The organism is Amycolatopsis sp. NPDC004368 (assembly GCF_053602515.1).
Map to the genome: position 1 here is coordinate 295,279 of NZ_JBSGDT010000005.1, position 21,705 is coordinate 316,983.

Annotated in this window: 15 protein-coding genes and 1 tRNA gene; 9 read left to right on the forward strand and 7 right to left on the reverse strand. The window is 70.3% G+C overall.

The window, feature by feature from the left end:
• Positions 1-27 precede the first annotated feature (27 nt).
• Complete coding sequence (locus tag ACWEOE_RS11530; protein WP_452007205.1) at positions 28-1,239, reverse strand: alpha-hydroxy acid oxidase; 1,212 nt, start codon at positions 1,237-1,239, stop codon at positions 28-30.
• Positions 1,240-1,418: 179 nt separating this feature from the next.
• A complete protein-coding gene (gene aceE, locus ACWEOE_RS11535) occupies positions 1,419-4,214 on the reverse strand; it encodes a pyruvate dehydrogenase (acetyl-transferring), homodimeric type (RefSeq protein WP_452007207.1) in 2,796 nt (931 codons plus the stop codon).
• 430 nt (positions 4,215-4,644) lie between these two features.
• On the opposite strand from aceE, the gene ACWEOE_RS11540 reads away from it, so the two are divergent.
• From ACWEOE_RS11540 to ACWEOE_RS11550, 3 genes are all read left to right on the forward strand, one after another.
• Positions 4,645-5,079 (forward strand): DUF3052 domain-containing protein, encoded by a 435-nt coding sequence (locus tag ACWEOE_RS11540; protein ID WP_285969388.1) that lies wholly within the window; start codon positions 4,645-4,647, stop codon positions 5,077-5,079.
• 75 nt (positions 5,080-5,154) lie between these two features.
• Positions 5,155-5,616 (forward strand): peroxiredoxin, encoded by a 462-nt coding sequence (locus ACWEOE_RS11545; protein WP_452007210.1) that lies wholly within the window; start codon positions 5,155-5,157, stop codon positions 5,614-5,616.
• Positions 5,617-5,668: 52 nt separating this feature from the next.
• Positions 5,669-5,740 (forward strand) — tRNA-Val (locus ACWEOE_RS11550).
• Positions 5,741-6,577: 837 nt separating this feature from the next.
• Here ACWEOE_RS11550 and ACWEOE_RS11555 read toward each other — a convergent pair.
• Positions 6,578-7,147 (reverse strand): carboxymuconolactone decarboxylase family protein, encoded by a 570-nt coding sequence (locus ACWEOE_RS11555; RefSeq protein WP_452007212.1) that lies wholly within the window; start codon positions 7,145-7,147, stop codon positions 6,578-6,580.
• Positions 7,148-7,220: 73 nt separating this feature from the next.
• On the opposite strand from ACWEOE_RS11555, the gene ACWEOE_RS11560 reads away from it, so the two are divergent.
• A complete protein-coding gene (locus tag ACWEOE_RS11560) occupies positions 7,221-7,682 on the forward strand; it encodes a MarR family winged helix-turn-helix transcriptional regulator (protein WP_452007214.1) in 462 nt (153 codons plus the stop codon).
• A gap of 31 nt (positions 7,683-7,713) precedes the next feature.
• Entirely contained in the window at positions 7,714-8,850 is a 1,137-nt protein-coding gene (locus tag ACWEOE_RS11565; protein WP_452007251.1) for an acyl-CoA dehydrogenase family protein, read from the forward strand.
• Here ACWEOE_RS11565 and ACWEOE_RS11570 read toward each other — a convergent pair.
• Positions 8,832-10,034, reverse strand: a complete 1,203-nt coding sequence (locus ACWEOE_RS11570; RefSeq protein WP_452007216.1) for an aminotransferase class V-fold PLP-dependent enzyme — start codon at positions 10,032-10,034, stop codon at positions 8,832-8,834. The two genes, ACWEOE_RS11565 and ACWEOE_RS11570, sit on opposite strands and share 19 nt — an antisense overlap.
• A gap of 65 nt (positions 10,035-10,099) precedes the next feature.
• On the opposite strand from ACWEOE_RS11570, the gene ACWEOE_RS11575 reads away from it, so the two are divergent.
• On the forward strand, positions 10,100-10,861 hold the full coding sequence (locus ACWEOE_RS11575) for a metallophosphoesterase (RefSeq protein WP_452007218.1): 762 nt from the start codon (positions 10,100-10,102) through the stop codon (positions 10,859-10,861).
• On the opposite strand, the gene ACWEOE_RS11580 is transcribed toward ACWEOE_RS11575, so the two are convergent.
• The 3 genes from ACWEOE_RS11580 to ACWEOE_RS11590 all read right to left on the reverse strand — a co-directional run bounded on the left by ACWEOE_RS11580 (position 10,851) and on the right by ACWEOE_RS11590 (position 14,239).
• Positions 10,851-12,476, reverse strand: coding sequence for a CocE/NonD family hydrolase (locus ACWEOE_RS11580; protein ID WP_452007220.1), 1,626 nt, complete (start codon positions 12,474-12,476; stop codon positions 10,851-10,853). The genes ACWEOE_RS11575 and ACWEOE_RS11580 overlap by 11 nt on opposite strands.
• Positions 12,477-12,539: 63 nt before the next feature.
• Positions 12,540-13,499, reverse strand: coding sequence for an asparaginase (locus ACWEOE_RS11585; RefSeq protein ID WP_452007222.1), 960 nt, complete (start codon positions 13,497-13,499; stop codon positions 12,540-12,542).
• Positions 13,496-14,239 (reverse strand): FadR/GntR family transcriptional regulator, encoded by a 744-nt coding sequence (locus tag ACWEOE_RS11590; RefSeq protein ID WP_452007253.1) that lies wholly within the window; start codon positions 14,237-14,239, stop codon positions 13,496-13,498. Before ACWEOE_RS11590 ends, ACWEOE_RS11585 begins: the two co-directional genes overlap by 4 nt.
• A 363-nt stretch (positions 14,240-14,602) precedes the next feature.
• Here ACWEOE_RS11590 and dnaE point away from each other — a divergent pair, with 363 nt between their 5' ends.
• From dnaE to ACWEOE_RS11605, 3 genes are all read left to right on the forward strand, one after another.
• On the forward strand, positions 14,603-18,193 hold the full coding sequence (dnaE, locus tag ACWEOE_RS11595) for a DNA polymerase III subunit alpha (protein ID WP_452007224.1): 3,591 nt from the start codon (positions 14,603-14,605) through the stop codon (positions 18,191-18,193).
• Positions 18,193-19,668, forward strand: a complete 1,476-nt coding sequence (locus ACWEOE_RS11600; protein ID WP_452007226.1) for an MFS transporter — start codon at positions 18,193-18,195, stop codon at positions 19,666-19,668. Before dnaE ends, ACWEOE_RS11600 begins: the two co-directional genes overlap by 1 nt.
• A 464-nt stretch (positions 19,669-20,132) precedes the next feature.
• Positions 20,133-21,329, forward strand: a complete 1,197-nt coding sequence (locus tag ACWEOE_RS11605; protein ID WP_452007228.1) for a low temperature requirement protein A — start codon at positions 20,133-20,135, stop codon at positions 21,327-21,329.
• Positions 21,330-21,705 lie beyond the last annotated feature (376 nt).

A 21,705-nucleotide genomic window follows, 5' to 3' on the forward strand; every position in this document is an offset into this window, starting at 1 on the left:
CGAACGCCTCAGGGGGAATCCGGGTGGTCAGCGAAGGGTCACGTGGGAGGGGCGCAGGTCCTCGATGCGGCGCACACCCAGCAGCTGCATGGTCCGGACCATCTCCGTGCGCAGGATGTCGACGCAGCGCTGCACGCCCCGCTCGCCGCCCGCCATCAGGCCGTAGAGGAACGCGCGGCCGACGAGCACGAAGTCGGCACCGCGTGCGATCGCGGCCACGATGTCGCCACCGGAGAGGATGCCGGTGTCGACCCAGACCTCGGCAGCGCCCTGGATCTCGTCGAGCACGGCGGGCAGCAGCTCCAGCGGCGTCGGCGCGCGGTCGAGCTGGCGCCCGCCGTGGTTGGACAGGACCACGCCGTCGGCACCGTGTTTCACCACGTCCCGTGCGTCGGCCACGTTCTGCACGCCCTTGACCACGAGCTTGCCGGGCCAGGTGCGGCGCACCCAGTCGAGGTCGTCGAAGTCGAGCGTCGGGTCGAACAGCTGGGCCAGCAGCTCGGCCACGGTGCCGTCGAAGTGGTTGAGCGACGCGAAGTTCAGCGGCTCGGTGGTCAGCAGGTTGAACCACCACGCCGGGTGCATCGCGCCGTCGGCGAACGTCTTGAGCGTGAGTGCCGGCGGGATCGTCAGGCCGTTGCGCACGTCGCGCATGCGGGCGCCGGCCACCGGGGTGTCGACGGTGAGCAGGAGCGTGTCGTAGCCGTTTTCCCACGCGCGATTCATCAGATCTTCGCCCGCGCCGTGGTCGCGCCACACGTAGAGCTGGAACCACTTGCGCGCCTCGGGCGCGGCCGCGGCGAGGTCTTCGATCGAGGTGGTCGCCATGGTCGACAGGCCCATCGGGATGCCGTTGCGCTGCGCCACGCGGGCCACGGCGCTCTCGCCCTCGTGCTGCATCATGCGCGTGAACCCGGTGGGCGCGAAGCCGAACGGCAGCGCCGAGGTCTTGCCGAGCACCGTCCGCGTGGTGTCCACATCGGACACGCCGCGCAGCACGTTGGGGTGGAACTCCACCCGGCGATAGGCCTGTCGGGCGCGCAGCAGGCTGTCTTCGAGCTCGGCCGCGCCGTCGGTGTAGTCGAAGGCGGCGCGCGGGGTGCGCTTGCGCCCGATCATCCGCAGGTCGGCGATCGTGTGCGCGCTCGCCAGGCGCCGCTCGGTCGGGTTGAGCACGATCGGCTTCGGCCGCAGGATCTGCTTCAGTTCACTCGGCCGCGGCAGACGACGCTGGGTCACGCGATCACCCTTCCTCAAGCGCTGGGTCGTTCAGGAAGCTCCCGGACGCATAGATACATCCGATGTCTACCCTACTGGGCCTGGGTCTCGAAGCACCAAGACCCTCCGGGCCATTGTGCGGCCCGGAGGGTCTTGGTGCGACTACCGCTTATAAAACGCAGTGCCTACGAGATGACTGCCTACGCGTTGCCGGAGTCCGACGTCTGCGGCCCGGCGGCCGAGATGTCGTCGAGGCGGTACCGGCGCACCGCTTCGGTCACCTTCTCCTGCGCGACCTCGCCGCGTTTGGCCAGCGCCGTGAGCGCACCGACCACGATCGACTGCGCGTCGACCAGGAACTTGCGCCGCGCGGCCGGGCGGGTGTCGGAGAAGCCGAACCCGTCGGTGCCGAGGGTGAGCATGTCGGTGGGCACCCACGGGCGGATGAGGTCCGGCACCGCGCGCATCCAGTCCGACACCGCCACTACCGGTCCGTTGACCCCCGAGAGGGCCTGCGTCACGTACGGCACGCGGGGGCTGTCGCCCGGGTGCAGCAGGTTGTCGTGGTCGATCTCCACGGCCTCGCGGCGCAGCTCGGTCCACGAGGTGGCCGACCACACCGCAGCGCGCACACCCCACTCGTCGGCCAGCAACTGCTGGGCCTTGAGCGCGTCCGGCATCGTGACTCCGGAGACGAGGATGTGCGCCTCCGGGCCGTCGCCGGCCGGGGCGTCGGCGTACTTGTAGAGGCCCTTGAGCAGGCCGTCGACGTCGAGGTTCTCCGGCTCGGCGGGCTGCTGGTAGGGCTCGTTGTAGATCGTCAGGTAGTAGAAGACGTTCTCGCCGTTGCCGTGCGGCCCGGTCTCGCCGTACATGCGCCGCAGACCGTCGCGGACGATGTGGGCGATCTCGAACGAGTAGGCCGGGTCGTAGGCCACCACCGCCGGGTTGGTCGCCGACAGCAGCAGCGAGTGCCCGTCGGCGTGCTGTAGGCCCTCACCGGTCAGCGTGGTGCGGCCCGCGGTGGCGCCGAGCACGAAGCCGCGCGCCATCTGGTCCGCCGCCGCGTACAGGCCGTCGCCGGTGCGCTGGAACCCGAACATCGAGTAGAAGATGTAGATCGGGATCATCGGCTCGCCGTGCGTGGCGTACGAGGTGCCGACGGCCGTGAACGACGCGGTCGAGCCCGCCTCGTTGATGCCCTCGTGCAGCAGCTGCCCCTTCTCGGACTCCTTGTAGGCCAGCATCAGGCTCGCGTCGACCGACGTGTAGGTCTGGCCGTGCGGGTTGTAGATCTTGGCCGTCGGGAACATCGAGTCGAGGCCGAAGGTGCGGGCCTCGTCCGGGATGATCGGCACCACGCGCTTGCCGATTTCCGAGTCCTTCGCGAGCTCGCGCACGAGCCGGACGAACGCCATGGTGGTGGCGACTTCCTGCTTGCCCGAGCCCTTGCGGATACCTTCGTAGACCTTGTCGCCCGGCAGCACGAGCGCCTTGGCGTGCTTCGGCCGGCGCTCGGGCAGGTACCCGCCCAGCGCCTTGCGGCGGCCGATCATGTACTCGATCTCGGGCGAGTCGGGGCCCGGGTGGAAGTACGGCGGCAGCTTCGGGTCGCGCTCGAGCTCGGCGTCGCTGATCGGGATGCGCTGGGCGTCGCGGAACAGCTTCAGGTCGTCGAGCGTGAGCTTCTTCATCTGGTGCGTGGCGTTGCGGCCCTCGAACGCCGGGCCCAGGCCGTAGCCCTTGATGGTGTGGGCGAGGATCACCGTCGGCTGGCCGTGGTGCTCCATGGCCGCCTTGTACGCCGCGTACACCTTGCGGTAGTCGTGGCCACCGCGCTTGAGGTTCCAGATGTCGCCGTCGGAGAGGTCCTTGACGAGGTCCTTCGTGCGCGGGTCACGGCCGAAGAAGTGCTCGCGCACGTACGCGCCGTCATTGGCCTTGTACGTCTGGTAGTCGCCGTCCGGCGTCACGTTCATCAGGTTGACCAAAGCGCCGTCGCGGTCGGCGTGCAGCAGCGCGTCCCACTCGCGGCCCCAGATGACCTTGATCACGTTCCAGCCCGCGCCGCGGAAGTACGACTCCAGCTCCTGGATGATCTTGCCGTTGCCGCGCACCGGACCGTCGAGGCGCTGCAGGTTGCAGTTGATCACGAAGGTGAGGTTGTCGAGGCCCTCGCCCGCGGCCACGTGGATGAGGCCGCGCGATTCCGGCTCGTCCATCTCGCCGTCGCCGAGGAACGCCCACACGTGCTGGTCGCTGGTGTCCTTGATGCCGCGGTCGCGCAGGTAGCGGTTGAATCGCGCCTGGTAGATGGCGTTCATCGGGCCGAGGCCCATCGACACCGTGGGGTTCTCCCAGAAGTCCGGCATCAGCCGCGGGTGCGGGTACGACGGCAGGCCGCCGCCCTCGCCGGCGTGGCTGTACTCCTGGCGGAAGCCGTCGAGCTGCTGCTCGGACAGCCGGCCCTCGAGGAACGCGCGGGCGTACATGCCGGGGGAGGCGTGGCCCTGGAAGTAGACCTGGTCACCGCCGCCGGAGTGGTCCTTGCCGCGGAAGAAGTGGTTGAAGCCCACCTCGTAGAGGGCGGCCGACGACGCGTAGGTGGAGATGTGCCCGCCGACGCCGACACCCGGGCGCTGCGCGCGGTGCACCATGATCGCGGCGTTCCAGCGGATGTACCGGCGGTAGCGGCGCTCGATCTCCTCGTCGCCGGGGAACCACGGCTCGTTGTCTGTGGGGATCGTGTTCACGTAGTCCGTGGAGGTGAGCGCGGGCACGCCGACGTTGCGCTCGCGGGCTCGCTCCAGGATGCGCAGCATCAGGTAACGGGCGCGCTGCTGGCCACCCCTGGCCAGCGCCTCGTCGAAGGAGTCCAGCCACTCGGCGGTCTCCTCCGGATCGATGTCGGGCAGGTGTGCCGCGAGTCCGTCACGGATGACACGTACGCGTGCCGGGGTCTCCTTGCCGGAGGCGCCGTCGTTCTGCGGGGCCAAGGGGTCTCCTTGTAGCTGGTTGTAGCCGTTGTAGCTGCTGGGCGGGAGTGCACGCCGATTCCCATCGTCGTCCCCGGCCCGGCTCCCGTCACCTCTACTCGCCGGTAACAAGGGTCGCCCCGAGTGCACCACTCCCCGCGCGCGGTGTATCGCGCGCGCGTTTTCTTCTCCACAACACTAGAGGAGAGGTTTCCGGGGGTTGTCGGAGCGGTCGTGCGACACTGCCCACAGGAACCTGTCCCGGGGTCACCGAAGGCCCCGGGGGGCCGCCACGCTGCGACACGACTTGTCAAAGATCCGGTGTGGACGGTTGCGCGCAGCGCCGCGCCAGTGTTCGCTATCGACAACCGTGTACCCGAGTGTGGTGGCCGGCGCAGCCCCGCTGCGTGCCAGACCGCCGCGCTCCGTCGTAGTTGGAGGAGTGGAAGCAGTGGTCGCCGCGGGAGACGCAGGCACTGCCGGCGTCGCCGAGAGCCTTGGCATCAAGCCGGACATGGTGGTCCAGGAGATCGGCTGGGACGAGGACGTCGACGACGACGTCCGCGCGGCGATCGAGGAGGCGATCGGCGCCGAACTCCTTGACGAGGACGCCGACGAAGTCATCGACGTCGTGCTGCTCTGGTGGCGCGAAGACGACGGCGACCTGGGCGACGCCCTGGTCGACGCCCGCGGTCCGCTGGACGAGAACGGCGTGATCTGGGTCCTGACACCCAAGACGGGTCAGCCCGGGCACGTCGAGCCCAGTGAGATCGCCGAAGCCGTGCCGCAGGTCGGTCTGTCGCAGACCGCCAACATCAGCGTGGGAGCCGACTGGCTCGGCACCCGGCTGGTCTCGCCGAAGTCCTCGAAGGCGAAACAGCGCTGAACCCGGGCCTGCGCCAGTGACACGATAGGGTTGTCGGCGCAGGTTCCGCGCTCGCTTTCGGAGAGGATTCGCCGCATGGCCGTCGAGGTCGGTACGCCAGCCCCGGACTTCACGCTCAACGACTACAACAAGCAGCCCGTCACGCTGTCGTCGTTCAAGGGTGACAAGCCCGTCCTGCTGGTCTTCTTCCCGTTCGCCTTCAGCGGGACGTGCACCGGTGAGCTCTGCCAGCTGCGCGACGAGTTCGCCGACTACGACACCAAGGGTGTGCAGATCCTCGGCGTTTCCGTCGACGCGGTCTTCTCGCTGAAGGTCTGGGCCGAACAGCAGAACTACCAGTTCCCGCTGCTCTCGGACTTCTGGCCGCACGGCGCCGTGGCCCAGTCGTACGGCGTCTTCAACGACCAGGCGGGCATGGCCGTGCGCGGCACCTTCCTCATCGACACCGACGGCATCGTCCGCTTCGCCGAGGTCAACTCACCCGGCGAAGCCCGCGACCAGTCGGCGTGGAAGAAGGCCATCGCCGAACTGGCCTGAGATTTTTCCCCGGCGGACCCGGTCTTTTGGCTTTTGGCCGGGTTCGCCGGAGGGGCGCATAGCTCAGCGGAAGAGCACTCGGCTTACACCCGAGCGGTCGCAGGTTCGAACCCTGCTGCGCCCACCCGATTCTCTGGGGGGAGTGTGCCCGCGGAGAGCGCGGGCCTGGTCGAATCGGGGCGTCGTTCGGGGGTGCAACCCCCAAGCCCCGCCCGGGAGGGCTTCGCCCCCCGGACCCCCCGCTGTGGTTGCGTTGGTGGGTCGGTTTGCGGGGAGCGTGAGCGGGTCGGCTCGTCGATGTCCCTCGGGGTGCAACCTCCAAGCCCCGCCCGGGAGGGCTTCGCCCCCCGGACCCCCCGCTGTGGTTGCGTTGGTGGGTCGGTTTGCGGGGAGCGTGAGCGGGTCGGCTCGTTGATGTCCTTCGGGGTGCAACCCCCAAGCCCCGCCCGGGAGGGCTTTGCCCCCCGGACCCCCGTTGTGGTTGCGTTGGTGGGTCGGTTTGCGGGGAGCGTGAGCGGGTCGGCTCGTCGATGTCCTTCGGGGTGCAACCCTCGAATCCGCCGTCGGGACCGGACGTCCACACGACGACTTCGGCGAGGCGTTCGACCCGCTTGCCGGTCTCGGGCCGCTGATCGACCACCAAACCACGCGGCCGGTGCGCCTACGCAGGATCGCCATCTGGCCCTTCGGCTCGGCGGCCCAGCCGAGCGCTCCACCTGCTCCGCCTCGAAAGGGGTCAAGCCCGACCGCTCCTGATTCACCCTCGCCCGAGCGGTTCCGCCGATGCGGAAAAACCGCGGGCGGTCGACTGGGATCAGTCCGCCCGCCCGGGGTGAACCCGCTCCGGTCGGGCCTGCCCCCTCGACAAGCCCGACCGAACCCCCAGTGACGGGTGAACGTCGTTCAGGAGGTCCGGCGGAAGCCGTGGGATACGTCGGGGCGCGTGGCAAACGGGTGAATGTCAGGCGGCGGTCCAGGCGAACTCGGCCAGGGTCGGGTGCAGGGGAGCGTCGACGAGGCGGTTCGCGAACGTCGACAGCGTGTACGCCCCGATGCCCAGCACCACCTCCAGCGCCTGCTGCGGCGTGTACCCCGCGGCCAGGAACGCCTCCAGGTCGGCCGGTGCGACCCCGCCGGCCGTGGTGAGGACCGCGAAGACGAACTGGCGCAGCGCCTCCAGGCGGGGGACGGGCAGAACCTCCGACGAGCGCAGCGCGGCGACCAGCGAGGCCGGCGCGTCGAGTGCGGCGAGACGGGCGGTGTGCATGGCCACGCAGAACGCGCACCCGTTGCGTGTGGCGACCGTCAGCACCAGGGTTTCGCGCTCCAGTGGCGCCAGTGACGTCGACTCGAACAGCGCGCTGAGCCGCAGGAACCCGTTCAGCAGCTCGGGCGACGTGGCCAGCCGCGCGACCGCCGCGGGCAGGGAGCCGAACTGGCTGGCCGTCGCGGTGAGCGCCGGGCGGGCGGCGGGCGGGGCGGATTCGACGGTGTGATCGGGGAAGACGGTGTGATCGGGGAAGTGCGACACGGGAACCTCCGGGCTAAACTCGTCAACATGGTTGTCGAAAACATAAACCTGGTTGTCGAATTTGGCAACCGCCATGGCTGACCCGCCCGGCTTCGAGCTGCCCATCCTGCTGTTCGCCGCCTCCCGTGGCCTGATCGACGAGCTCCACGCCGAGCTCGCGAACCAGGGCCACCCCGACGCGCGCCCCGCCCACGGCTTCGCGATGCAGGCCATCGGATTGCACGGCGCGACGGCCTCGGACCTCGGCAAGCGGCTCGGCGTCTCCAAACAGGCGGCCGGCAAGACCGTCGACCGCCTCGAGCAACTCGGGTACGCGGAGCGCGCCGACGACCCCGCGGACGCGCGCCGCAAGCTCGTGCGGCTCACCCCGCGCGGGGTCGACGCCCTGGCGAGGTCCGCGAGGATCTTCGACACGCTGCGCGCGCGGTGGGTGGAGCAGCTCGGCGCCGACCGGGTGCGCGCCCTCGAAGCCGATCTCCGCACCATGACCGGGGGCGGCTTCCGCCTCGACGTCGCGGGGTGGTTCGGCGGGTAGCGTGACCACCGACAGCGAGGAGGTACGCCGGGTGGACGCCGACGACTTCGGCCAGGTGCTGGCCGCCGTGCGGGAGTTCGTGCGCAAGGAGGTCGTGCCGCGCGAGGCGGAGATCGACGAGCTCGACGAGATCCCCGCCGAGATCCGCGAGAAGGCCGCAGGGCTCGGGTTGTTCGGCTTCGCGCTGCCCGAGGAGTACGGCGGCCTCGGCCTGGGCATGGCGGAGGACGTGCGGCTCGCCACCGAGCTCGGGTACACCACGCCGGCGTTCCGCTCGCTGTTCGGGACCAACAACGGCATCGCGGGCCAGGCGATCGTCACCTACGGCACGCCGGACCAGCGGGAGAGCTGGTTGCCGCGCCTGGCCGCGGGGGAGGCGATCGCGTCGTTCGCGCTCACCGAAGCCGAGGCCGGGTCGGACCCGAGCGGGCTCACCAGCCGCGCGGTCAAGACCGCCGACCGCTACCGCGTCACCGGAGCCAAACGCTTCATCACCAACGCGCCGATCGCCGACGTCTTCGTGGTCTTCGCCCGCACCGAACCCGAAAGCACCGGCAGCCGCGGCATTTCCGCGTTGCTCGTGCCCGCGAAAGCACCAGGCGTCACCGTCGGCCCGCACGACAAGAAGATGGGCCAGGCCGGCGCGTGGACCGCCGAGGTGTTCTTCGACGACGTCGAGGTGCCGCCGGAAAACCTCGTCGGCGAGGAGGGCAAGGGCTTCGGCATCGCGATGGCGTCGCTCGCGCGCGGCCGCCTGCACATCGCGGCGCTGTGCGTCGGCATGGCCGAGCGCGCGCTGGAGGAAGCGGTGGCCTACGCGAAAACCGCGCGCCAGGGCGGCCGGCCCATCGGCGAGTACCAACTGGTCCAGGCCCTGCTCGCCGAGTCGCACGCCGAGCTCGCGGCCGGGCGCGCGATGGTGCACGCGGCCGCCGCGGCGTACGACTCGGGCGAAGACCGTCGGCTCGGCCCGTCGTCGGCGAAGCTGTTCTGCACCGAAATGCTCGGCCGCGTGGCCGACCGCGCGGTGCAGGTCCACGGCGGTGCGGGGTACCTGCGCGGCGTCACGGTCGAACGGATCTACCGCGACGCGCGCCTGTTCCGGATCTACGAGGGCACCAGCGAAATCCAGAAGCTCGTGATCGCGCGTCAGCTCCTGCGCGACTGAGCCAGGTTCGCCACCTCGCTCACCAGCAGGTCGATCTCGTCCTCGGTGTTGTAGTAGTGCGCTGACGCGCGGACGAGATCGGGCAGGCCACGCGCGGTGAAGTCGTACTGCGCCGAGGTCGCGGTGGTCACGCTCGTGTTGATCTTCGCCGCGGACAGCCGCAGCTTCACCTGCTCGGCGCCGAGACCGTCGAGGCTGAAGGAGACGAGCCCGCACTTGCGCGCGCCGACGTCGTGCACCCGCACGCCGGCGAGCTCGCCGAGCCTCGTGCGCAAACTCGAGCCCAACGCAACCACGCGCTCCTCGATCGCGGGCAGGCCCCACTCGAGCGCGTAATCAACGGCCGCACCGAGCCCGAGGACGGCCGCGAAGTCGCGTTCCCACACCTCGAAGCGCTTCGCCGTCGGGTCGACCACGTAGTCGTCCGGCGCCTCCCAGCTCGCCGAGTGCAGGTCGAGCGTCGCCGGTTCGAGGCGCTCGCGCAGCCGCGGGTGCACGTAGAGGAAGCCGGTGCCGCGCGGCCCGCGCAGATACTTGCGCCCGGTCGCCGAAAGCGCGTCGCAATGCAACCGCGACACGTCGAGGTCAAGCTGTCCGGCCGACTGGCACGCGTCGAGCAGGAACGGGATTCCTGCGTCGCGCGCCACGGCGCCGATCTCCTCGGCCGGGTTCACCAGGCCGCCCTGCGTCGGCACGTGGCTCACGGCGATGAGCTTCACGTCGTCGTCGATCAGCCGCCGCAGGTCGGCCACGTCGAGCTGGCCGGTCTCGTCGTCGGCGACCACCTCCACGCGCACCCCGGTGCGGCGCGCCACCTGGAGGTAGGCGATCGCGTTGCTCGCGTATTCGGCGCGCGAGGTCAGAATCCGGTCGCCGGCGCCGAACCGCAGCGCGTAGAACACCGCCTGCCACGAGCGGGTCGCGTTGTCCGTGATCGCGATGTCCTCGGGCTCCGCGTTGATCAGCCGCGCGACGGACGTGTACACCGCCTCGATGCACTCGGCCGCCGCGGCGGCGGCCTCGTAGCCGCCGACCAGCGCTTCGGCCCTCAGGTAGTCGACCACCGTGTCGGTGACGCGGACCGGTGGCAGCGCCGAACCGGCGTTGTTGAAGTGGACGACGCCGGAGCAGCCGGGCGTCTCGGCGCGGGCGCGGGCGACGTCGGCGGGCTGGAAGCTGACCATGGAAAACTGAATACAGTAGGGCTTCGGGTCAAGGCACTCGCGTACCTCGAACGGAGCAGAAGCGCATGAAGGTTTTCGCGCACCTGTCGGACATCCACCTCGACGGGGGCGAGCGCGCCGACGCCCGCGCGGCCGCGGTGTTCGACCGCCTGCGGGGCACGCCGGTCGACGCCGTGCTCGTGACCGGCGACATCGCCGACCACGGCGCACCGGAGGAATACCGCCGCGCCGGTGAGTTGCTCAAGCACGACGCACCCGTGCTCACCTGCCCCGGCAACCACGACGTGCGCGAGGCGTTCCGCGAGGTCCTGCTCGGCGAACCGGCGAGCGCCGCGCCGGTCAACGTCGCCACCGACGTGGGCGGCGTCCTCGTCGCCGCCTGTGACTCGACGATCCCCGGCAAGGGCGCCGGCTACCTCGAAGACGAGACGCTGACCTGGCTCGACGAAGTCCTCACCGCTCACAACGGTCCCGCGTTCGTCGCGTTCCACCATCCGCCCGTCGAGGTCGGTGTTCCGCTCGTGGACGCCATCCGCCAGACCGGCGAAGACCGCCTCGCCGAGGTGCTGGGCCGCCACCCGCAGGTGCTGGCCTTGCTGTGTGGCCACGTCCACACCGGCGCCGCCACGACCTTCGCGGGTGTGCCCGTACGCATCGCCCCCGGCGTGGTGTCGGGTTCCCTTCTGCCCGTCGAACCCGGCTCCGATCGCGACTGGGCCGAGGGCGGCCCGCTGGAACTCGACCGGCCACCGGCGATGCTGCTGCACGTGGTGCACGACGACGGCCGGCTCACCACGCACCAACGAGTGGTGCCGTTCAACGGGTGAACACCGGCAACGTGACCCGCGACGGGTGGGCCGCGTCGTGGAAGATCTCGAACCGGTTCGGTTTGCCGTCGACGGCGCTCGCCACCGGTTCGCCCGTACCGTGGTTGCGGGCGAAGCGCGGGAACGCGCCGCCCGCCACCTGTACGCGCAGCCGGTGGCCGCGGCGGAAGCGGTAGGCCGTGGGGTCGAGTGTCACCTGAGCGGTCACGATCCCGTCGCCGTCCGACTCCGGTGCGCCGGGCCGCAGCCGCAGGATGCCGTCGGTCACGTTGGCCGAGCGGCCGTTCTGGTCGACGTCGCAGATCCGCACGTACACGTCGGCGTGGCCCAGCTCGGTGCGCACGAACACGGTCGCGCTCACCTCGCCGATCACGTCGAGGTCGGCGATCAACGGTTCACCCGTGAACACGAGCACGTCGTCGCGGGCCTCGACCACCTTGTTGTCCTGCTGCTTGTTCTTGCCCGTCAGCAGCGGTCCGCCGACGGCCGGCGTCGGGTCGGCGGGGTCGTAGGTGAACGTGGTGGGCCGCGCGCCGGCGTCGGCCACCTCGCCGAGGCCGCCGATCGGGCGCAGGTGCGAGTCGGTGGCCGTGGACTCCGGCGGCCACACGTCGAAATCGAGCCAGGTCGCGGCCTGCTGCAGGTACAGGCGCACGGGTGAGCGCTGCAGCTGCGCGCGGTCGCCGAGCAGGTGCGCGCGCAGGAACCCGATCTGGTCCTGCACCGTGACGCGCAGACTCGCCGGGTCGCCGTGGGCCCACGGCCCGATCGTGATCCGCGGCGCGCGCCCGGCGTCCTGAAGCGTGCGGAAGTCGCGCAGCTGCCCGGTGATGAACAGGTCGTACCACCCGGTGACCATGCTCACGGGCACACTCAGCCCGGCTACTTCCGCGCTGTGGTCCGACATCGCCCAGTAGCCGTCGCCCGGTTCGGCGTGGGTGGTCACGTCGCGCAGGAACAGCACCTGCTTGCCGATCGCGGCGACGTCGGCGGCGTTGATCGGCAGGTGCCCCATCGCCTGGCGCGTCCGGCGCGCCTGCAGCGGGTTCGGCAGCGCGGCGAACCGCTCCTCCTGCCGGCCGATCATCGACGACCACGAGACCATGTTGTCCGCCGCGAGCACCCCGCCCGGGTAGAACGTGGTCACGAACTCCGACGCCGTCACGGCCAGCGCCATCGCCTCGAGCGGCGGGTCGAGGTAGGGCCCGAGCGCCCACTGGGTGTGCCCGAGGTAGCTGGCGCCCGCCGTCGCGAGCCGGCCGTCGCACCACGGCTGCTCGCGCAGCCACTCGGCGGTGGCGATCCCGTCTTCGCGCTCCAGGTGGAACGGCCGGAACTCACCCTCGGACCCGAACGTGCCGCGCGTGCTCTGGACCACCGTCTGCAGGCCCTGGCGCGCGAAGACGCTGCCGAAGAGCGCGGCCAGCGGACCGGTGCGCCCGTACGGCGTGCGGATCAGCACCACCGGCCCCGACCGCAGGCCCGCGGGGGCGTACCGGTCGGCGACGAGGTGCACGCCGTCGGGCATCGGGATCCGCAGGCCCTTCGTCGCGACGGGGGCGGGGCCCTCGGCTTTCGGGAGCCCGAGCAGAAGGTCGGCGATGCGGTTGAACACTGGTTCACTCCTCTGTCGACCGAGCCGGACGCCTTCGAAGCTACCCGTCCCGCGTGAGCAGGGTCACGCAGCGCGCGGGCGGCCCGCGAGTTCTTCCGTCACCAGCAGCGCTGGGTTCGTGAACGGTTCGAGCACGTCGGCGTCCACCCCGCACGACGCCAGCGCGGCCGCGAGCACGGCGGGCCGCGCGCGGTCGCCGCCGTCGGCGATCTTCAGCGCCACGGCCGTGCCGTCGGGCAGGGCGGCGAGCTGCACGGCCTCGAACCCGTCCTTCGCGAGCAGCCCCGGCGCCGCGCGCATCAGCGCGGTCACGTCGCGGCGCGTGCCGGCGACGAGGTCCGGGTGTTGCCGCATCCCTTGGGCCACCAGGCTTTCCGGCGTGCCGGAGGCCGCGGTGACCAGCCGCGAGGCCGCCCGCGCGAGCCCCCGCAACGACAGCGCGAACAGCGGCGCACCGCACCCGTCCACGGCCACGCGCACCACGGTCTGCCCGGTCAGGTCTTCCACGGTCGCGCGGATCGCGCGCTGCAGCGGGTGCCCGGGGTCGAGGTACGTGCGCGGGTCCCAGCCCTGCTCCCGGCAGGTGGCGAGCATCGCGGCGTGCTTGCCGGAGCAGTTGTGCGCGAGTTTCGACGGCCGGCGGCCGTCGGCGATCCACGCGTCGCGCTCGACCGGGTCGAACGGGAAGTCGGCCGGGTTGCCGAGGTCCTCGGCGGTGAAGCCGTGGCCGGCCAGCACGGCCGACGCGGCGTCGAGGTGGCGGCGTTCGCCGGAGTGGCTGGCCGCCGCGATCGCGAACCCCGCGGGCGGCAGCCGCAGACCCAGCCGGGCCATCGCGGTGGCCTGCAACGGTTTCGCCGTGGACCGCGGGTACATCGCGACGTCCGGGTCGCCGGCGGCGAAGAGCGTGGACCCGTCGGGCGCGAGCGCGATCACGGAACCGTGGTGCACGCCTTCGACCATGCCGTCGCGCAGCAGGTTCACCAGGGGGACGTGGCGCGGGGCGCGCTGTTCGGGGGTCATGCCTGTGTCTCCTCGGAAGCGGCCCTGTCGGACGCACTCGTGTCGATCGGCCGCCGAAGGGTGTGCTCACCCGTGGAGTCAGCCTGCTTCGCCGCGCGGCCCGGCCGCACGATGGTGGTCAGCGCCTGCTCGACGTGCGCGAGGTGCGCCGTCATCGCGGCCACGGCGTTCTCCTGCGAGCCCTCGGCGATCGCCGTGACGATCCGCCGGTGCTCCACGTCCGACTCCGCCCGGCGCCCGCCCAGCTGGTTGAGGAAGGCGCTCTGCCGGGCCAGCGCGTCGCGGATCTCCTCGATGACCTTGGCGAACACGGGGTTGCCCGAGGCCTGCGCGATGGTGAGGTGAAAAACCGAGTCGAGCGCCACCCACGCCGTGTCGGCGGTCTCGAGCTCCATCCGTTCGGCCAGGTGCGTGAGCAGGTCGAGGTGGCCCTCGTCGCGGCGCAGGGCCGCGTAACCGGCCACGGGGATCTCGACGTGGCGGCGCACCTCCACGAGGTCGCGCGCCGAGTAGCCGCCGAACGTGGGGCTCTCGGCCGGGCCGGTCGCCGTCACGAACGTGCCCTTGCCGGTGCGCGAGACGGTGAGGCCGAGCGCCTGCAGCCCGCGCAGCGCTTCGCGGATCACCGAGCGGCTGACCTCGAACTCCTTGCTCAGCGCGGCTTCGGCCGGCAGCTTGTCGCCGACGGCGTACTCGCCGCGTTCGATGGCGCGGCGCAGGTGGGCCAGCACGGCCTCCATGGCGCTCACCCGGCGCGGGGCTTGTCCGGCTGTCTGGCTGTCGGACAGGTTCATGCTCGCGATCGTGAAGTTGCGCCGTACCGCGTGTCAAGCCGGGTGCGCGGCTCCCACGCCCCGACGGGGGCGATCACCGGATCCATGTGGGCCGGTTCACCCGCGCCGGTTCTGTCGGTGGCGCGTGCGAGGGTGGCACCCGCGCAGGTTTCGTCGGCCTTCCGGCGGCATGTCGGCGGGCGCCGCGCCCCGGTGAGGAGAGAGGATCCCTACCGAGCCCCACAGCGCGAGCGCGGACTAGGGTGGAGGACCCCGGGCCGCGCCGCAGCAAGAACCGGGAAGCCGTCTGCCTAGGGGAGGTTTTCGCTGGTGTCGAACGATTCCTTCGTCCACCTGCACGTCCACACCGAGTACTCGATGCTCGACGGTGCGGCGAAGATCGGACCCCTCTTCGCCGAGGCGGCGCGGCTGGGCATGCCCGCGGTGGGCATGACCGACCACGGGAACATGTACGGCGGCGACGAGTTCTACCAGACCTCCAAGAAGCACGGCCTGAAGCCGATCATCGGCATCGAGGCCTACATCGCGCCGGAGAGCCGCTTCCACAAGAAGCCGGTGTTCTGGGGCCAGGCCAGCCAGCGCGGCTCCGACGAGTTCGGTGAGGGCGGCGACGTCTCCGGTGGCGGTGCGTACACCCACATGACGATGCTGGCGGAGAACGCCACCGGCCTGCGCAACCTGTTCAAGCTCTCGTCGATCGCCTCGATCCAGGGCTACTACCGCAAGCCGCGCATGGACCGCGAGCTGATCGCGGAGAACCACTCCGGCATCATCGCCACCACCGGCTGCCCCTCGGGCGAGGTGCAGACGCGCCTGCGGCTCGGCCAGCGCGAGGCCGCGATCCAGGCCGCGTCGGACTACAAGGACATCTTCGGCGCCGACAACTTCTTCCTCGAGCTGATGGACCACGGCCTGCCGATCGAGCGGTCCGTGCGCGAGGGCCTGCTCGAGATCGGGAAGCTGCTCGACCTCAAACCGCTCGCGACCAACGACTCGCACTACGTCACCAAGGACCAGGCCGACACGCACTCGGCGCTGCTGTGCGTGCAGGCGGGCAAGACGCTCAACGACCCGACCCGGTTCAAGTTCGACGGCGACGGCTACTTCCTCAAGTCCGCCGAGGAGATGCGGCAGTACTGGGACAAGGAGGTCCCGGGCGCGGCCGACAGCACGTTGCTGATCGCCGAGCGCGTGCAGTCGTACGAGGACGTCTACTCGCACAAGGACCGCATGCCGGTCTTCGACGTGCCCGAGGGCCACACCGAGGCGACGTGGCTGCGTCACCAGGTGGCCGAAGGCCTGAAGTGGCGCTTCCCCGAGGGTGTGCCCGACGGCTACGAGGAGCGCTGCGACTACGAGCTGGGCGTGATCGAGCAGAAGGGCTTCCCGGCCTACTTCCTCATCGTCGCCGACCTCATCCAGCACGCGCGCGAGGTCGGCATCCTGGTCGGCCCCGGCCGTGGTTCCGCCGCCGGCGCGCTCGTCGCGTACGCGCTGGGCATCACGAACCTCGACCCGATCCCGCAGAAGCTGCTGTTCGAGCGGTTCCTCAACCCCGAGCGCATGTCGATGCCCGACATCGACATCGACTTCGACGACCGCCGCCGCGGCGAGATGATCCGCTACGCCACGGAGAAGTACGGCGCCGACCGCGTGGCCCAGGTGATCACCTTCGGCACCATCAAGACCAAGGCCGCGATCAAGGACTCGGCCCGCGTGCACTTCGGGCAACCGGGCTACTCGATCGCGGACAAGATCTCCAAGGCGCTGCCGCCGCCGATCATGGCCAAGGACATCCCGCTGTCCGGCATCGTCGACTCGAAGCACGAGCGCTACGCCGAAGCCGCGGAGGTCCGCGCCCTCGTCGAGACCGACGAAGAGTGCAAGACGATCTTCGACACCGCCCGCGGCCTCGAAGGCCTGATCCGCAACGCCGGCGTCCACGCCTGCGCGGTGATCATGTCGAGCGAGCCGCTCACCGACGCGATCCCGGTCTGGCAGCGCGACGACGGCTCGATCATCACGGGCTGGGACTACCCGTCGTGCGAGAACATCGGCCTGCTCAAGATGGACTTCTTGGGCCTGCGCAACCTCACGGTGATCGGCGACGCGCTGGCCAACATCAAGGCCAACCGCGGCGAGGAGATCGACCTCGACCGCCTCGGCTTCGACGATCCCGAGGCCTACAAGCTCCTGGGCCGCGGTGACACGCTCGGCGTGTTCCAGCTCGACGGTGGCGCGATGCGCGACCTGCTGCGCCGCATGCTGCCGACCGGGTTCGAGGACATCGTCGCGGTGCTCGCGCTGTACCGCCCCGGCCCGATGGGCATGAACGCGCACAACGACTACGCCGACCGCAAGAACAACCGGCAGAAGGTCACGCCGATCCACCCGCAGCTCGAAGAGCCGCTGCGCGAGATCCTGTCCGAGACCTACGGCCTGATCGTGTACCAAGAGCAGATCATGCAGATCGCGCAGAAGGTCGCGGGCTACACGATGGGCCGAGCGGACACGCTCCGCCGGGCGATGGGCAAGAAGAAGAAGGAAGTCCTCGAGAAGGAGTACGAGGGCTTCGAAGAGGGCATGAAGGCCAGCCCGCTGCTGCCCGGCGGCTTCTCGGCCGAAGCGGTCAAGGCGCTGTGGGACACCATCCTCCCGTTCGCCGGTTACGCGTTCAACAAGAGCCACGCCGCCGCGTACGGCCTGATCGCGTACTGGACCGCCTACCTCAAGGCGAACTACACGCCGGAGTACATGGCGGCGCTGCTCACGTCCGTGGGCGACAACAAGGACAAGTCGGCCATCTACCTGTCGGAGTGCCGCCGGCTCGGCATCAAGGTGCTGCCGCCGGACGTCAACGAGTCGGCCCTGCGCTTCGCGGCCGTCGGGAACGACATCCGCTTCGGCCTCGGCGCCGTGCGCAACGTCGGTGCCAACGTGGTGGAGTCGGTCATCAAGACCCGCGAGGAGAAGGGCAAGTACTCCTCCTTCACGGACTTCCTCGACAAGTCGGAACTGGTGGCCTGCAACAAGCGGGTCATCGAGTCGCTGATCAAGGCCGGCGGCTTCGACTCGATGGGCCACACGCGGCTGTCGATGATCCAGGTGCACGAGGACGCGGTGGAAGCCGTCGTGCCGCTCAAGCGCCAGGAGGCCATGGGCCAGTTCGACCTGTTCGGCTCCTTCGGCGGAGGTGACGACGACGGGGGCGAGGCCGCCGTGTCGTCGTCGCCGCTCGCGCACCTGAAGTTCGGTGAGGAAGAGTACCCGCGCAAGCAGATGCTCGCCTACGAGCGGGAGATGCTCGGCCTGTACGTGTCCGCGCACCCGCTCGACGGCGCCGAGCGCATCCTGCGCAAGCACGCCCCGAAGCCGATCGCGGCCCTGCTCGCCGACCCGCCGAAGGAGGGTGAGGTCGTGATCTCGGGCCTGCTCACCTCGCTCGAGCGGCGCGTGAACAAAAAGGGCGAGCCGTGGGCGATCTGCACGGTCGAGGACATGGACGCCGCGCTCGAGGTGCTGTTCTTCGCCAAGGCGTACTCGATGTTCGCGGCGGACCTCGTCGAGGACAACGCGGTGCTGGTCAAGGGCCGGGTCAACTGGCGCGAGGACAAGATGTCGGTCTTCGGCGGCGGGCTCGTGCCCCTGGACCTGTCGGAGGTCGGCAACGGCGGCGAGGAACCGCCGCTGATGCTGCTGGCCGCCGCGGAGAAGATCGACCAGTCCGTGGTGAGCGAGCTGAAGTCGACGCTGCTGGCGCACAAGGGGGAGACGCCGGTGCACCTGAAGCTCGTCGGCAAGAACCAGACCGTGTTCGCGCTCTACGACTACCCGGTGAAGGTCAGTTCGATGCTCATCGGTGAGCTCAAGGGCATCCCCGGGATCACCGCCAACACCTGATGACGGACTACGTGCCGGACCCGCGCCGGTGGCGGGCGCTCGCCGTCACGCTGGCGGCCGGGATCATGACGCTGCTGGACGTCAGCATCGTCAACACGGCACTACCGGCGATGCAGCGCGGCCTGAACACCGGCAGCGGCACGGTCCAGTGGGTCGTGTCGGGCTACGCGCTCTCGTTCGGCCTGGTCCTCGTCACGGGTGGCCGGCTCGGCGACGCGCTGGGCCGGCGGCGGATGTTCCTCATCGCTCTGGCGGCGTTCGTGGCCACGAGCGCACTGGCCGGCGCGGCGCCCGGCCCGACCACGCTCGTGATCGCGCGGCTCGCCCAGGGCTGCGCGGCCGGCCTGCTGACGCCGCAGAACAGCGGCCTGATCCAGGACATGTTCCGCGGCGCCGAGCGCGGCCGCGCGTTCGGCCTGTTCGGCGCCGTCGTGGGGATCTCCACGGCCGTGGGACCGGTGCTGGGCGGCGTGATCCTCGCGGTCTTCGGCGACCCCGGCGGCTGGCGCTGGGTGTTCTACGTGAACGTGCCGGTCGGCGTCGTCGCGTTCGTGCTGGCGATGCGGCTGCTGCCGAAGACCGAGCGCAGGCCGATGCGGGTGCGCTCGGAGATCGACTTCCTCGGCATCCTGCTCCTGGCGGTCGCCGTGCTCGGGGTGCTGCTGCCGCTGGTGGAATCGGAGCAGGGCGGCCTCGCGAAGCTGTGGTGGCTCTTCCCGGTGGCCGTGGTGTTCGGCTTCGCGTTCGTCCTGTGGGAACGCCGGGTGGTGGCGCGCGGCCGGTCGCCGCTGCTCGACGTCCGGCTGTTCACGGGCACGCCGGGGTACTCGGCCGGCGCCGCGGTCGGCGCGCTGTACTTCTGCGGGTTCGCCGGGATCTGGCTCGTCTTCGCCTTGTTCTTCCAGCAGGGGCTGGGGTACACGCCGCTTGCGTCGGGGTTGTCGGTCACGTCGTTCGCGATCGGCTCGGCCGCCTCGGCGGCGGTCGCCGGGCGGCTCGTGCCGCGGTTCGGCCGCCGGCTGTCCGTCACGGGGCTGAGCCTGGTGGCCGTGGGGTTGCTGCTGGTGGCGCTGGTGGTGGAGCTCGTGCCGCCGTCCGCGGCCGGGCCGGCGGTGGCGTTGCCGTTGCTGGTCGGCGGCATCGGCGGTGGCATGGTGCTCGCGCCGAACACCACGTTGACGCTGGAATGCGTGCCCCCCTCGATGGCGGGTGTCGCCGGCGGCGCGCTGCAGACCGGGCAGCGCATCGGCACGGCGATCGGCACGGCCGTGCTGGCGTCGGTCTTCCAGTCGGTGGTGGTGGGGTCGGACCGGGACTACTCGCTGGCCCTCACCGTGGCGATGTGCTGCTCGGCCGGGCTCACGTGCGTCGCGCTCGTGCTGGCCGTGCTGGAGCTGCGCGCGCGGCGCAACAGGGGCGCGCGCAGTGAAGAGCGCGACGCTGCGGAAGCAGCCGCTGGCGTTCACCGACAGTGAGCAGATCACCGTCTCTCAGCAGTCCAGGTGAACTACTTTCAGCAAAACCGGCGATGCTCCATCCGAGTGACACGCTACGTTTGACCCTGGTGCTACTCAGAGCAACCGGGTAGACCTTGTGGAGCCTTCAGCACGACACTTTGGCTACCTACAGTGGCATTTCGATCGATCGACCGGGGATGGGTCGATCGGCCGAGCGGCTGAGAGTTCCGGAGTTCCAAGGAATGGACACTCTTGGTCACCTCCCAGGCAACGGATCGTCGGCGTCCGCGGGGGACCGTACGGCGACCGCCGGGAGCAGTGCCCGGGGTGGCGAGGGAGTGCGCTGAAGGCGTTCGGGCGGGCTCGGGAGGGGGAACCGGGCCCGCCCTTTTTTCACCGTTTGCGGGGCTCCTGCTCGCCTGCGGCCCTCGATCGTGTTGGGATGGCGACGATCGAGGTCGGGTGAGCGTGCGGGAGCGTGGATGACCCAGGAGACTTTTCCGGTTCGCCGGATCCGGGTGTGGTACCGGCCGATGCGGGCTCGCGACAGCGGTGAGAACCACCGCGTGTCCACGCCGCTGGAGCTGCTGTTCGACCTGTGTTTCGTGGTCGCTGTGGGCGCGGCCAGCGCTGATCTGCACCACGACCTCGCCGAGGGGCACGTCGGCGACGGCATCCTGAGCTACGCGATGGTGTTCTTCGCGATCTGGTGGGGCTGGCTCAACTTCAGCTGGTTCGCCTCGGCGTTCGACACCGACGACGTGCCGTACCGGCTGGCCACGCTCGTGCAGATCGCCGGCGGGCTGACCGTCGCGGCCGGCGTCGACCGCGCGTTCGCCGGCGATTTCCGCGTGGTCATGGTCGGGTACGTGCTGATGCGGCTCGCGATGGTGACGCAGTGGCTGAGGGCGGCGAAATCCGATCCGGACCGCCGGACGACCGCGCTCTGGTACGCGGGCGGCATCACCGTCGTGCAGGCGCTCTGGGTCGCGGACGCGTTGATCGCGTTCCAGCCGAGCACGGCGGCGATCCTGTTCGCGGTGCTGGTCGTGTGCGAGCTGGCGGTGCCGAGCATCGCGGAGACCCGCGGCGGGACGTCGTGGCACCCGCACCACATCGCCGAGCGGTACGGGCTGTTCACGCTGATCGTGCTCGGCGAGGTGGTGCTGAGCGCCACCACCGCCGTGCAGGAGGGCGTGTCCGAGGGCGAGCACGTCGGCACCCTCATCGGCCTCGCCGCGGCGGGACTGGTGCTGGTGTTCTCGATGTGGTGGCTGTACTTCGACCAGCCGGGGCACCTGCGGCTGGTGCGGCACCCGTCGCTGCTGAGCACGTCGAGCTGGGGCTACGGGCACTACCTGATCTTCTCCTCGGCCGCGGCGGTGGGCACGGGGCTCGAGCTGGCGGTCGACTACGACACGGGGCACACCGCGCTGAGCGGCCTGGCCACCGCGCTCGTGGTGACGGTGCCGGTCGCGCTGTTCCTGCTGAGTGTGTGGCTGCTGCACATCGGGCCGACCAACGAGTGCCGCGAGATCGCGATCGGCTACCCGGTGGCGGCGGTGCTCGTGCTCGCGGCTTCGTTCGGGCCGGCGCCGATCCACGTCGCGGCGGTGCTCGTGGCGGCTTTGGTGGCGCTGACGGTGGTCGCGAGCCACGGGCGGCTGCGGACCGAGTGAGCGCGCCGGGGTGCGGGGCTCGTGGGGTCTCTGGGGTCCTTGGGGCTGGCGGGCCGATCGGTGCAGGTCAGCGGGCTGGTGCGCGCTTAAGGGACCCCCCTGTTCGGGCCGGTTTTCGGCCATGTAAAGTTCTCCAAGTCGCCAGGGAAACCGGGCGGCCACCGGGAACACGAACCAAGCTCCCACCTTTGGTGGTAGAGTGGGTGGTCCCAAACCTCCGGAGCCGACCAGCCCCCGTGAAGCGCAAGTTTCAGCGGGGTGTAGGGTTGCTCTTCGGAACAAAATAGCTTGAAACGACGCGGTGATCTGGTTTGCCTGCTGGGTGGGCTGGGTTGCGGTGTGTTGCTTGAGAACTCAACAGTGTGCTAGTGAACTA